This window comes from Nocardia sp. CC213A, from assembly GCF_030766805.1.
Classification (GTDB): domain Bacteria; phylum Actinomycetota; class Actinomycetes; order Mycobacteriales; family Mycobacteriaceae; genus Nocardia; species Nocardia otitidiscaviarum.
The window spans coordinates 249982-262188 of the sequence record NZ_JASFXA010000007.1; the positions used below are offsets into that span (position 1 = coordinate 249982).

Sequence of the window (12207 nt, forward strand, 5' to 3'; positions counted from 1 at the left end):
GGACTGATGAAAAGACAAGCGCGGGTGGGCGAGTCACGCCCACCCGCGCTCCGCGTCGCATCAGGTCGTCTCGACCGGATACGAGGCCGGGGTGTCAGGATGTGGGAGCGAGGCTGGAGTTCGGTGGATAGTCACCCGGGACGACATTGGCGGTGCTGATCCAGAAGAAGACGTCGTTGTTGATGAACGGAACCGCGCCCGGGATACCGGAGAGGCTGGGGATCGGGTTGCCTTCGATATCGGTGCTGGGGTAGGAACCCTCGCGGATCAGGGCAGTTCGCTCGCCGTAGACCCAGTCGGGCACACGCCAGTAGGTGTGGAAGTAGTTCGGGTCCGGGGAACCGCCCGGGATGCCGAGGGTGGCGCGTTTGGCCCAGGTGAGTTCGGCGCCGTTGGGGATCTGGATGGTCGACCATTCGGTGCTGCGCCACACGCCGACGTGAATGATTTCGGTCATTTGAGGACTCCTGATGCAGAAGGGCGGTGCTCCGCTCCGGAGCACCGCCCTCGTGGGTTCATTGCGACACGAGACGTCTACGCCTTGTGCGCGCTTCCAGCGGATTTGACGATCTTGCGACCGCGATTGACTCGCTTGACGAGGTGCGCGGTCTGCGCCTCGCTCATGTTGTTGAAGTTGAACACCCGGTTGGGGCCGGTGTCGGCGGGACTACCGGCGCTGACATTCCCAGGGGTCCAGGCAGGTATGTGCTGGCGACTCGGGTTCGACATGGCTGTCATTCCCGCCGTTCCAGTCGGTCCAGCCGCGCTCGGATGTCGGCGAGCGCGTCCACCACGGTGAGGTTGTCCAACTGCGGCCAGCCGCCGTACTGTCCGGCGTCGCGCTGGGCGAGGCCGCACAGCTGTTCGCGAATGTCTTTGACGTCGCTGCTGATCGGGCCGCAGAACGCGGTGATGAAGTCCTCGATCCGGCTGACTTCCGCTGCGGTCATCGGTGTCTCCTTTCCGTCGATGAGGGCCTGGACATCGCGGCGGAACGCCGTCATGTCGATTCCGGCCGGGTCGATTTTTCCTTCGCGGCTGTATTCGCGATGGGCCACGCAATCGGCGGCGGTACGGCCGATGCGGGCCAGGATGGCGGCGCAGCCGCGTTTGTAGGCGTCGAGTTGCGCCTGGGTCCAGTCAGTTCCATCGCCGCGTGATACGGCCTCGATGCCGACGACGTGATAGTTGGCGTTGTCGGTGGGCCAACCGGGCCAGGAGCCGCGGCCGGCGTGCCAGCACACGCCCGCCGCGATCACCCGATAGGTGCCGTCACGTTCCAGAACCAGCTGTGCCAGTGGGCCTTCCAGATCGGGTCGGCCGTACTGCACTATCCGCCAGTCGTTCGCGCCGCCGCCCGCCGTGTGATGGCAGAGCACGCCGCGCAGGTCACGGAAGTCGCCGTGCCCGCGGTCGCGCCAGCCGTCGTGTTCGATGACCCGCAGTCCGGCAGCGCGGAGCACGTCCGCGAGCCAGATCGGATCTCCGGTCCATGACATGGCCGTGCCGCTCTAGGTGATGCGGACGTGCGAGCCGGCGGCCGAGATCGTGCTCTCCCACCCGGAGAGCTGTGCCGTGCCGAATGCCTGCACGGTGATCACATCGCCTTCGTTGAGAGCGACGGTGGCCGAGGCCGTCAGCGTTCCGGACGCGCCGATCAGCTGTTGTCCGGTGGCGACCACGGTGCCGTTCACCAGAATGCGCGCCTGCTGTGTGGGACCGGTCCCGCTGGCACCCGAGAAAGCGAGGGTGGCGTTCACGCTGGCGTTCGGTTTGCTGCCCTGCGCGCGCAGACCATTGCCCGAGAGGGTGGAGCCCGGATAGTTGTCGGTATCGGCTGTCCAGCCGGTGATTTCGGCCCAGCTGCCCGTCAGTTTCTGGGTGCCGTTCTTGTTCATGCCCGACGGCATGAAGGATTCGCCCCCGGTGACGACGATCATCGGCATCAGGACGTCACCCCCTTCAGGCTCACCTGCAGACCCTTGCCCGCCGGGCTGTCGGCCGTGGTGATGTACACCGTCAGCCGGTCGCCGACGGTAAGCGCCCAGGGCGCGCCGGTGGTGACCACGGTGTCGCCGGCATGGCCGGCGGCGGCGATGGTGGCGGCGGTGCCCGGAATGGTCGTACCGTTCTTCCGCAGTTCGACGACCAGGTTGCCGGTGCCCGCGGTCTCACCGTGATAGGTGATCGAGGTGATATTGATCGGCCGCTCGATGCGCAGACCCTCCGGCATCACATTGCCCGCACCCGCGGCGCGAGTCCCGGTGTGGGACTTGAAGGCGATGTCGTACGCCTGCCCGGCGGCGGTGGGCACCCGCGCATCGGTGAGGCGGGAGTCGTTGCCGGCGATGGTGTCGAGCGTCGTGCGGGCGGCGGCGGCGTCGCTCGCGGTGAGCAGCGCGCGGCCGGTCGCCGTGGAGTCGGAGATCTGGTTGGCCGGATGCGTGTGCGGCAGCGGGGTTCTGGGATCGTTCAGCCGAGGATCGTCACCGGCGACGGCGGTGGTCGCGGTGGCACCGATGGTCGGCGGGAAGGTCGCCGGCTTACCGGTGATGCCGGACCATTCGGTGGTGCCCGCCGGGCCGCGAATGACAATGCCCTGCCCGTCGGGGGTCCAGCCTCCCGCGGCCGCGTGGTAGACGTACAGCAGCCCGTCGGTGGTGACGACATACTGCGTGCCGTCGGCCGGAGACGCGGGCAGCTCACCGTAGGTGGCTACCTGTCCGTCGATCTGGATGCCCTCGCCCCGCTCACCGCGTACGACGGCATTGCCGGGGCTGGCGGGAACCGGAGCGACCAAGGTCAGGTCGACCAGGCCCGACGAGCCCGCATCCGGGTTCTCCGGATCGGGACCCGCCACATACTCGGTGACGGCGAAGCTGAACGACTCCATGGGAATCTGGCGGCCGTCATAGTTCAGGTTGAACGACACCCGCCAGGTCCAGTCCGTCGGATTGGTCGCCGCTCCGGGTGCGACCAGCCGCACGCCGCGCTTCCCGCGCCAGGTGAGGTAGCCGAACTCGTCCAGCTGGCATTCGTAGTGCTCGGGCAGCTGCACATAGGTGGCGGGTGCGGGTTCGGCGCCACCGACGAGGATCTTGGGAGCGTCGGCGGTGAAGGTGAGGGTGCCGCGCAGCGGCAGGAATTCGGGCAGGTCGCCGATGTCCGGTCCGTCGGCGACGTTCGCGAGGAAGCGTCCGACGACCTTTCCGTACTTCAGCGGAGGCAGTTCGGCCATGGGTCAGTCCTTTCGGGCGGGAGGCAGCCGGAATCGACGCACCGGCTGTGAGTTGAGCGGCTCGTGAGCCGAGCCGCGGGAATCCGTGCGCGCTACACGGGCTGGGCGTAGACGATCACCTGTGCGTCGCTGGCGCGGACGGAGTAGCGGCCGGTACCGACCTTGCGGCGCACGGTGACGTACAGGGTGACGGTCTGGTTCGCCGGAACGACGCCGATGGCCGAATCGGGTGTCAGCGGGTAGTCGGCTTCCGGCGCGATGAGGGCGAGGGCGAAGATCGGCGACGACGAGCCGTGCCCACGTGCCACCAGTTCGCCTTCCGGAGAGCCGATTCGCACCTCGATATCGCAGCGGGTGGTGGGCTGCCCCTTGTCGGTGCCGATACTGATCCAGCCTTCGACGACCGGTCGCCACGACATCGGCTGGCTCGGAATAGTGATGGCGGCAATGGTTTTCGTCGCATCGGTGAGACTGGTGCCACCGTTGATCTGCCCCTGTCCGATCGCCCACGGTCCGTTCAGGCGCGGGCTCGGTACCGGCTGGAACTTGCCGAGATCGGCGTTCCAGGACAGGACGTAGTCCTGCCCGAGCGGATGCTCGACATCGATCGAGACATCCGCCGCGTCCTGGATGCGACCGGCCGCACCTGGCTCACCGACAGGACCGGTTTCGCCGCGCGGGAAGGTGATCTCCAGATGCTGTTCTGGTGCGGTCCCGGTGAGTCGCGCGGTCGCGGCGGAACCCACCGGCCCCGCCACCGCCGAGCCGGTCAACCGGTTCGTACGCCCTCGCGCACCAGGCTTGCCGAAGGCGCGGTCGAACGCGATGAACTCGAGTCCGGTCCAGTAGTAGACGGCATTCTCCGACACGACACGCCATGCCTTGCGGGCATCGGCCGTCGTGAGCCGCAATGTCTGCAGAGCCGTGAAATCGTCGACGTCACCCTGCCATTCCCATGGCCACGCGGGTGCGCCGTCCGGCCCGACCGGGCCGGTCGGGCCCTGGCGCAGTTCGACGAGCATCTCGCGGTCGACGTGCTCGATCGGGTTGACGGTGTGCGGCAGTCCGACCGAATCGGCGATACCGCGCATGGTGATCATGACATCGTCGTCGTAGACGGTGTTCGGGTTTTCGGTCACTGTGTCACTCCGTAGTCGTGGTGACCGGGCGGGCCCAGCAGGTGATCTGAGCGCCGGCCATGAAGTAGTGGTAATTGGAGCTGCCCGCCGCCCGTCGCAGTACGACATGAAGGACTGCGGGCTGCCCGGCGGGAACGACTCCCACCGCACTGTCGGGCGTGATCCGGGCCCCGAAATAGGGCTGGAAGCGGCAGTGCACGTCGATGCCCGCACCGACACCGGTTCCCAGGGCGAGGATCTGTCCACTTGCGGAACCGAGCCGCACCTCGGCGTCGATGCGTTCGTCGAATGTGGTGCTGTCGTCGGTACTTTGGACGGTGACGCCGCCGTGCACGATCGGCCGCCAATCGGTGTCCTGCGCCGGAACATTCAAGCGTGCCACCGTATTCGGGGACGTGGAGGTGTTGCTCTGCGAGGGAGCGAAACCGGCCCCACCGTCCCATGCGGTGCCCTCGACGATGGACCAAGGTCCGCGGATACCGGGATAGGCGCGCGGAACCCACTTGCCGAGTGCCGTATTCCACACCGGTACGGCTCCGTCGACATGCGCGCCATCGGCGTAGTCGGGCGCGTTGCGAATCGGCCCCGGGCCACCCGCCGGCCCCTGACTTCCCTGCACGCCGCGCGGAATCGTCAGGTCCAGACGGAGATTGGGCGGGGTACCGGTGATGGTGGCCTGTAGATCGGATCCGGCCGGGCCGGTATCGACGGTGCCGAGGGTCACCGTGCAGGTATCACCATCGGGCCCGGCAGCTCCGAACGCCTCGGTGAAGGTATCGAAGCCGGTACCGTTCCAGAAGACCAGCGAGTCCCCGGCCAGGACACGCCACGCCTTACCTGCCTGTGCCGGACCTAGTTTCGATGCCAGCGCGGTCAGAGCGGCCTGGTCTGCGATATCGCCTTCCCAGCGGAAGGCAGGGCACGGCTCGCCCTCCGGTCCCGCCGGACCGACGGTGCCGGTCATGAGTTCGAGCGAGCCGTCGCTCGGTGTGCTCTGCAGGGATTGCACCACACCCGGCCCACCGATTCCCTCATCGATACCGCGAATGAGTGTTGATCGGAAATATTCACCAACGGTTGACATATGACCTCGTTCAGATGGGCTGGGCGTAGACGACCAGCGATGCGTTCGCGCGCTTGTACCCGATGCTGCCGCTGCCGTTCCCGCCACGTTCGGCCGTAACGACCAGATTGGCTGGCTGACCGGCCGGGACCACCGCGAAGGTGGAGGACGGCGACAGGGTCTTGGTCGTCTGTTCGTCGCGGTAGGTGGGAATGATCGGCTGGTACCAGTAGGCGCCGGAAGTGCCGACGGTGGCGGCCGCGACCTGGCCCTGCGAGTGATGAATCCGCACCATGCCCCGCACATACTGGGAGCCGGTGACCTGCGAGGACAGCAGCATGTGTCCGTAGACGACCGGTCGCCACGCGAAGGATTGCGCCGGCACGGTGAAGGTTCCGGCGATCAACTGGGGCACCGACGCGGCCTGGTCCGCCGCGAAGTCCTCGTTGAACCACACCCAGGGGCCGACGGCCATCGGTAGGGGCTGCGGACGGAACATTCGGGTCGCCGGGTGGTAGGCGAAGGTGCCTCCCGGCACGGGGACGAGCGACTGGTCGAAGTCCGGTGACTCGTTGATCGCCCCGGACGCCCCGGCCGGTCCCTTGGCACCCGGCTGACCGGCCGGTGCGGTCACCCGCAACAGCTGCGCGCCGGTACCTTCGAACTCGGCAGCGGGCTGGGTGAGCGTCCGCTCATGCACGGTCTCGGCCGTGACTGTATTCGCATCGGCCACAGTTCCTTTCGGACCGACCGCGTCCGGTGAATGCCGCCACGCCGTGCCGGTCCACACATCCATGCCATTGGTGTCGAGCCGATGCCACCACTTGCCGCGATCGGCCGCTCCGAGACCGCTCGGCCGCTCCGCAGCGGTGGCGATCTCCCCCATCTTTCGGGAGGTGGTGCGCGGGCGGCCCTGCCGCCCCCGCTCCCCGGCCGGGCCCTGGGGTAGTTCGAGCCCAGCTACCTCGTCGGCCACGGCGATGTTCGCCTCGAGAATCGGCAGCCCATCCACGTCCAGCTGCCGCTGCACGGTGAGATGGGCGGGAAAACTGATGTCCGCCATAGTGTTTCCTCCAGCGGGATTAGAAGATGAGCAGATCCAGGTCCGCGCCGACATCGGTGGACAGATCCTTGATGGCGGCGGCGAAGCGGCCGAGCCGCTGCCACGCCTTGACGATCGAGTCCTCCTCGTCGGAGCCGTCACCGACGGTGATCTGCCAGACGGCCGGGGTTTCGCGGTTGTCGGAGAAGGTCAGTTCGGTCACGTAGTCGGTGAAGACGTACTCACCGAGCTGGAATCCGATCTGGTCGCCGAGCCCGAAGTCGCGGCCGAGCAGATAGGGGGCGTTGTCCTCGATGGTCACCTTGTGGCTGGTGTAGCCGCGGGTCAGGTGCAGGCCCTGACGACCGGCGACCAGGCCGTCCAGGTTGAACGCCTTGTCGCTGCCGGTGATGTACAGCTCGCGGAAGGCGTACGGCCCGGCGCGCTCGACGCGGCCCATGTCCCGGTACACCATCCAGGCGAGGAAGACGTCGTTGAGCTGGCCGCGGTAGAGGAAGTCCAGGCCGATCAGGGACAGCAGGCCCTTGATCACCACCTCGATTCCGGCGTTGACCCATCCGGGCGAGCGGCCACCGATGATCACGTCGGTCGCGGTCGGCTTGTGCAGCGCGACCTCGGATGCGCCGATGCCGGAATACTCGCCTTCGAAGTACCACACCCACGGGAAGTTCTTGAAGGTGCCGAACTTGCCCGGCTGCCCGTACACGGCCTCGTATTCCGTGGTGGAATCGAAGCGCGGGTACCGGACCGGCGTGGTGCCGTCGTCGGCGAATTCCTCGATCCACGACTGGATTCCATCCAGCAGCGTGCCGGTGCTACCGGTGACGCCCGACTTGTCGACGGTCTCGAGTACCACGGTCGGCTTCTCGAGGTGGAACCATTCCGGGGCGGGCTGCTCGTCTTCGCCCGGCAGGAAGAACCGTGCGGTGAGCATGACGCCCGAGTCCTCCAGCATGGGCTGGAACAGCTTGTCCGCCATGTCGAATCGAGCGGACGCCGCGCTCCAGCGGCTGGTGTCCCGCAACGGGTCGACCGGCACCACCGCGATCGGGAACAACGTATTGCCGACGCCGTTCCACTCCGGCGATTCGATGAGGTCCGGTGGCTGCCAACCCGGCGCCTGCAACCGCATCAGGTTCATGGTCAGGTAGGTGGTGACCAACGAGCGAACCGGCCCGAACAGGATGTGGTGCCGGGGGAACTGCGCGAGCACCGGCGCGAAAGGCGATGCCCAGCAGCAGATGGTGGCGACGTGGTTCCAGGCATGGATGGCCTCGATGTCGACGGTTTCGACACCGTTCTCGTCGCGCACGATCGACGCTTTGGTGACGTAGCCATCCCAGCGGAACCCCTTGGTGTTCACGGTGATCGGGATGGTGGCGTCCGCGCCGTCCTCCTTGTTGCCGAACAGGTGATCGAAGTGGGTCATATCCCGCGGGCAGATCATCTTCAGGCCGCCCGCCGCGTTGCGCGGATAGGTGAACTCCAGCGACAGGTAGCTGTGCTCCTCACCCACCTCCCGCATGTACTTGTCCCAGAAGCGAACCAGCACATCGGGATTGCGCGCCTGCTCCTGATCCGCGCGGAATATCTCGTCCATCCGCCGCACTTCGGTGTGCGGATCCCAGGTTCCGGCGCTCATCAGAACGGCCTCGAGGATCGCGGTGTCACGGTGGCGACGATGCTGGATTCGATCGTGCCGCCGTCCACCTGCACCGTGATATCGGTGGCTGACCAGGGCGCCATGGATTGCAGCCAGCGGCGGCCCGCGAGCTGCGCCCAGACATTGCGGCCCGGCGTATCCGAGTCGGTGTACAGGCGCGCCGTCCGGTGGCGTGGGTGCGTGTCGATCCGCAGGGTCTCGTTCGCGCCCAATCGGGGGGTTTGCACCATGCGCACCTCATCACCCGCGACGGGGTCCAGAATCGACCACCTGCCCGGACCGTTCATCGTGTACCGCGGCCACGCCGGTTGGTCGGCGGCGTTGCGGATGCGCACGATGCCTTCATTGAGGCCGGAAGTGTTGGTCCACACCGAGTTCTCGTCGAAGTGGTGTTCCAGCGGGTCCATGGCGGTGGCCGACATCTTGTACACGGCCATCGCATTGCGCGCCGGATCGACATCACCGACGGGCTCCGGAGCCGCGTCCAACTGGGCCTGCTGGAATCGCCAGCCCTGGTGGCGGGTGTAGTAGCCGACGGTCACCGGCTTGTCGGTCGACCATCCCCGGAACCAGGCGTCGTGCACGGCGTGGAAGTCCCGGATCGGATCCACGCCACCGGTTTTCGCCGCGCCGGACACGACGACCAGGAAATCCCATTCCTTCTTCGACCGAACCGATCGAATGAAGGTCGCGCCGTCCTGACGCGCACCTTCCGAGACGAGCAGCTGCACCGGCGCGAACATGTACCCGGCCTGCTGCGACAGCCGCACACCCTCACGGCCGGAATTGGTGCCGGACAGATGCCACACCCGGCCGTTGACATCCCACAGCACGACCTTCGTGCCGTGGGTTTCCAAAAGTTGGTGGGTCATCGCCCGAAACCTCCTCCGCGTTGCTGCGCCAGAGCCCGGCGCCGGCGTACCCGCTCCACCGCGATGGACGCGCTCTTGGGGTCTGTGCCGTTGAAGTTGTAGATATCGACGCGGGCGGTGTGTCCACCCGGGCCTTCCGCCAGATCGGTGAGACCGAAACCGGTGCCGACCAGTTCTTTCACCGCGTAGCCCGCCCACTCGATGGGGCGGGTGAATTGATCGCCGATCATGCCGCCGACCATCGAACCCAGCATCTGGCCGATGACGGGGCCGAGTGGGGCTGCCGGGCCCAGGAAGGGCGCGATGAGCGTGCCTGCCGCGCCGCCGATCAGGCTGCCAGCGGACGAGGCCGCGCTGGAGATCGCTCCGGTGAGGCCGCGCAGCAGGCCGCCCTGTTGCAGGCCCTGGATGCCGGAGGACAGGGCGTTGAGGCCGATCTGCTGCGGGATGTCCGGCTGTGGCACTCCCCCGGCACCTTGTTGTCCGGTTGGGCTCCACGGAATTCCGGTGGCTTGGCTCAGCCAATGGCCGATCGTGGTGGTCCAGTCGCCATTCGGATCGGCGTCGGCGTACGCCTGCCCGATCGGCACGGTGAGAATCGCCGCGAGATCGCCCAGTGCCTTGGGAGCATTCGCTCCCAGAATCGGCGAGAGCAGGGTTCCGAGATCGTTGCCAACCTTCCTCGATGCCAGTTGCAGCAGGCCCTTGAAATCGCCTTCGTACTGGTTGTACGGATACGACTCGCGGGCGAGGGTTTTCGGCCCGTTCCCGGTGAGCGCGCCGAACCAGTCGACGCCTTCGAAAGAATCCAGCATGGGCGGAGCGATGCCGTCCTTGTCCGGCATCATGGACTCGATCTGAGTGCCCGCCGGAGGCGCGGCGGTGCGCACACCCGAGTCGGTCGGCGTCACGTACGCCCACCCGCCGGTCAGTCCCTTCTCCGGATCGCTCGGCAGATACACCCAGCGAGAGCCCTCCCCGGCCGCGTCATAGACACCGCTGGCAGCCGCGGGTCCGGCACCACCCACGATGCTGCCGCCGCCGTTCGTGGGCAGTCCCGCGCCGGACCCCACGGTGGGCGTTCCATCCGCGCTGGTCGTCGCACCCGTACCACCGCCTCCGGTGCCGGGCTGCCCCGGAACCTCGGTCCGCAGGCTCATCGACGCGGTGAGCTCACCGCCGAACTGCGACCCGATCAGCCGCCCCAGCTGCTCGCCGATCTCCGGCACCAGCTGCCCCGAAGGCCCCAGCGCCGGTGCGATGATCGCTCCCAGGGCAGCGCCGACCCGGCTCCCGGCTTCCGCTGCGGCTCCGGCGATTCCGGAACTCAGCGCACTGGAAAGCGCGCTCAGCTCTGCGTTCCCGCCGCCAATGCTGCCGCCGCCGAGACCGGGCAGTCCGAGGCCCGCCAGTGCGCCGAGCATCCCGGACGGCTTGGCCTGCATCGAAGCGGTCAGCGGCAGCGGTGCCCCCGGCGCGGTCGAACTCGGCGGTGTCCGCACCGGAGGGTTGGCGATGCGCTGCGCCTGATCGCTCAGCGGGCCGCCGGGCTGGAAGAGCGGGGCCAGCGCCGACCCCAGCGCCGACCCGGCCCAACCGGCGGCGTTCACCGCGGCCGCACCGGCGTTGCCGAGCATGTCCGCGATCACGCCCTGGCCGAGCAGTCCGCGCCACTGTTCGAGAGTCGGTGTCGTGGCGACGGTTTCGGGTAGCGGCGAGGTGAACCCCTCCAGCATCCCGGTGAGGAACTGGGCCGACGGCACCCAGCCCGCGTTGATCGCGTCCAGCAGCGACAGCGTGTTCGCCGCCGCCTCGGCATTGACCACGTACTCGCCACGGGATGCGAGCAGCGGGACATCGTCGGCGGTGGAGGGACCCAATCCGGGGATCAGGCCATTGATGAAATCGCCCGGCCGGTGCACCAGGCCGCCGCGTGCACGACGGACCGGTGTCTCGTCCGAGTCCGGATCATGCTGCTCGACCGCATCGTCCCCGCCGGAGCCGCCGCGCTTCTTGGCGGGATTGAGCAGCGTGGCCTTGGAGCTGAACTTGATGATCCGGGTTTCGGTCTCCCCCTCATCCGGCGCGGGTAGCCCGCGCAGGAGATTTCGCGTCTCGGCGGCCACCCGATCGGTGACGAAGTTCGGTACGTGCCCGAGCACTTCCTCGAACGCACGGGCCAGAGCTCCGAACGGGCCGGAACGGCCAACCAGTGTGTTAGGCGCCCCGGAACCGTTGTCCGAGACCAGAATCGGGTCCTCGTCGGGCAGGGTGATGAGCGAGGTCCCGGCGGTGGGTCCTCCCTCCCAGACCGCGCCGCTGGGCAGCGTGATCCGCTTCCCGGGTGCGGGCTGCCCATTGGTTGTCATCGCAAGAATGTCCGGCAGTGTCATTGCCGGTGGGCGTTGCTTGTCCACAATTGCATTCACTTTCTGGGCCGATTGCGCCCGCACCCGGCCACCGGCGAGGACTACTCGCTCCAGCCGAGGAACTCGTTGATCCGGTCGATGCTCATGGCCGTACCGACCCGTTCCCGATCGGATTCGACGCCGGGCCGCGGGATGCGGGCGGGTCGGTTGCGCCCGTGGCGGGCGTCGTCGCTCTTGGACCACATCATCCACCGCAGGCAGTCGGTCATCTCCGCCAGCAGTTGCTGGTCCAGCTGCCACCGATAGGTTTCCGGGTGCATGGTGCGCATCAGCGCCGAGTCGGGCGGCAGGAATGAAACGACGGCCTTGAGGTCGCGCCAGCTCAGTTCGTCAGTACCGAGCCGACGCAACCGCAGACCGAGGCTGATCAAGTCGTATTCGATTGCCTCGCAATACTCTTCGAGAAGAGCATCGAGGCTCAGAATTCCCCCAGGCTGATCCCCGAGTGTGCGCGCCAGGCTTCCAGCATCTCGTGGTACGCGTCCGGATCCATATCGTCCAGGGCCGCGAGCGCCTCGGGCGAGAGGCTCATCTCCAGCAGGGTGTACATCGCGTCCACATCGCTGAGTCGCCGAATCCGGCGGACCACGCCCGGCTTCAGGTAGGACAGCGACGGCAGCTGGATCTCGACGCCGTTCACGCGGTAGAAGAAGTCGTCCTTCACCTTGATCGGCTGGGCGATGGTGATGGGGGCTTTCGGAGAAGTCATTGTTACGCAGACCCTTTCGAGTAGTAGTTGT

Annotated in this window: 13 protein-coding genes; all 13 read right to left on the reverse strand. The window is 67.2% G+C overall.

Annotated elements, in window-relative coordinates:
* Positions 1–94 precede the first annotated feature (94 nt).
* Positions 95–457 carry a hypothetical protein gene (locus QJS31_RS15540; RefSeq protein ID WP_282777144.1) on the reverse strand — a complete coding sequence of 121 codons (363 nt, stop codon included), beginning with the start codon at positions 455–457 and terminating at the stop codon, positions 95–97.
* 77 nt (positions 458–534) lie between these two features.
* On the reverse strand, positions 535–729 hold the full coding sequence (locus QJS31_RS15545) for a hypothetical protein (RefSeq protein ID WP_306357004.1): 195 nt from the start codon (positions 727–729) through the stop codon (positions 535–537).
* 5 nt (positions 730–734) lie between these two features.
* Complete coding sequence (locus QJS31_RS15550; protein WP_306357005.1) at positions 735–1499, reverse strand: N-acetylmuramoyl-L-alanine amidase; 765 nt, start codon at positions 1497–1499, stop codon at positions 735–737.
* A gap of 12 nt (positions 1500–1511) precedes the next feature.
* Positions 1512–1946 carry a hypothetical protein gene (locus tag QJS31_RS15555; RefSeq protein WP_306357006.1) on the reverse strand — a complete coding sequence of 145 codons (435 nt, stop codon included), beginning with the start codon at positions 1944–1946 and terminating at the stop codon, positions 1512–1514.
* Positions 1946–3238: a hypothetical protein gene (locus tag QJS31_RS15560; protein ID WP_306357007.1), complete on the reverse strand. Its 1293-nt coding sequence runs from the start codon at positions 3236–3238 to the stop codon at positions 1946–1948. Before QJS31_RS15560 ends, QJS31_RS15555 begins: the two co-directional genes overlap by 1 nt.
* 92 nt (positions 3239–3330) lie before the next feature.
* Complete coding sequence (locus tag QJS31_RS15565; protein WP_306357008.1) at positions 3331–4377, reverse strand: hypothetical protein; 1047 nt, start codon at positions 4375–4377, stop codon at positions 3331–3333.
* Positions 4378–4381: 4 nt separating this feature from the next.
* Positions 4382–5389, reverse strand: coding sequence for a hypothetical protein (locus QJS31_RS15570; protein WP_306357009.1), 1008 nt, complete (start codon positions 5387–5389; stop codon positions 4382–4384).
* An 82-nt stretch (positions 5390–5471) separates the two neighbouring features.
* Positions 5472–6503, reverse strand: coding sequence for a hypothetical protein (locus tag QJS31_RS15575; protein WP_306357010.1), 1032 nt, complete (start codon positions 6501–6503; stop codon positions 5472–5474).
* Positions 6504–6522: 19 nt separating this feature from the next.
* Positions 6523–8145 (reverse strand): phage tail protein, encoded by a 1623-nt coding sequence (locus tag QJS31_RS15580; protein ID WP_306357011.1) that lies wholly within the window; start codon positions 8143–8145, stop codon positions 6523–6525.
* A complete protein-coding gene (locus tag QJS31_RS15585; RefSeq protein ID WP_306357012.1) occupies positions 8145–9038 on the reverse strand; it encodes a phage tail protein in 894 nt (297 codons plus the stop codon). Before QJS31_RS15585 ends, QJS31_RS15580 begins: the two co-directional genes overlap by 1 nt.
* Complete coding sequence (locus QJS31_RS15590; RefSeq protein WP_282777284.1) at positions 9035–11407, reverse strand: hypothetical protein; 2373 nt, start codon at positions 11405–11407, stop codon at positions 9035–9037. The genes QJS31_RS15585 and QJS31_RS15590 overlap by 4 nt, the downstream gene beginning before the upstream one ends.
* A 101-nt stretch (positions 11408–11508) precedes the next feature.
* Positions 11509–11838, reverse strand: a complete 330-nt coding sequence (locus QJS31_RS15595; RefSeq protein WP_282777286.1) for a DUF5361 domain-containing protein — start codon at positions 11836–11838, stop codon at positions 11509–11511.
* Positions 11839–11885: 47 nt separating this feature from the next.
* A complete protein-coding gene (locus tag QJS31_RS15600) occupies positions 11886–12176 on the reverse strand; it encodes a hypothetical protein (protein WP_282777287.1) in 291 nt (96 codons plus the stop codon).
* Positions 12177–12207: the final 31 nt, after the last annotated feature.

Excerpts from the sequence above, each read along its gene's own strand:
- QJS31_RS15540 (WP_282777144.1), bottom strand. The coding sequence starts at position 457 with ATGACCGAAATCATTCACGTCGGCGTGTGGCGCAGCACCGAATGGTCG.
- QJS31_RS15545 (WP_306357004.1), bottom strand. The coding sequence starts at position 729 with ATGTCGAACCCGAGTCGCCAGCACATACCTGCCTGGACCCCTGGGAAT.
- QJS31_RS15550 (WP_306357005.1), bottom strand. The coding sequence starts at position 1,499 with ATGTCATGGACCGGAGATCCGATCTGGCTCGCGGACGTGCTCCGCGCT.
- QJS31_RS15555 (WP_306357006.1), bottom strand. The coding sequence starts at position 1,946 with ATGCCGATGATCGTCGTCACCGGGGGCGAATCCTTCATGCCGTCGGGC.
- QJS31_RS15560 (WP_306357007.1), bottom strand. The coding sequence starts at position 3,238 with ATGGCCGAACTGCCTCCGCTGAAGTACGGAAAGGTCGTCGGACGCTTC.
- QJS31_RS15575 (WP_306357010.1), bottom strand. The coding sequence starts at position 6,503 with ATGGCGGACATCAGTTTTCCCGCCCATCTCACCGTGCAGCGGCAGCTG.
- QJS31_RS15580 (WP_306357011.1), bottom strand. The coding sequence starts at position 8,145 with ATGAGCGCCGGAACCTGGGATCCGCACACCGAAGTGCGGCGGATGGAC.
- QJS31_RS15585 (WP_306357012.1), bottom strand. The coding sequence starts at position 9,038 with ATGACCCACCAACTTTTGGAAACCCACGGCACGAAGGTCGTGCTGTGG.
- QJS31_RS15590 (WP_282777284.1), bottom strand. The coding sequence starts at position 11,407 with ATGACAACCAATGGGCAGCCCGCACCCGGGAAGCGGATCACGCTGCCC.
- QJS31_RS15600 (WP_282777287.1), bottom strand. The coding sequence starts at position 12,176 with ATGACTTCTCCGAAAGCCCCCATCACCATCGCCCAGCCGATCAAGGTG.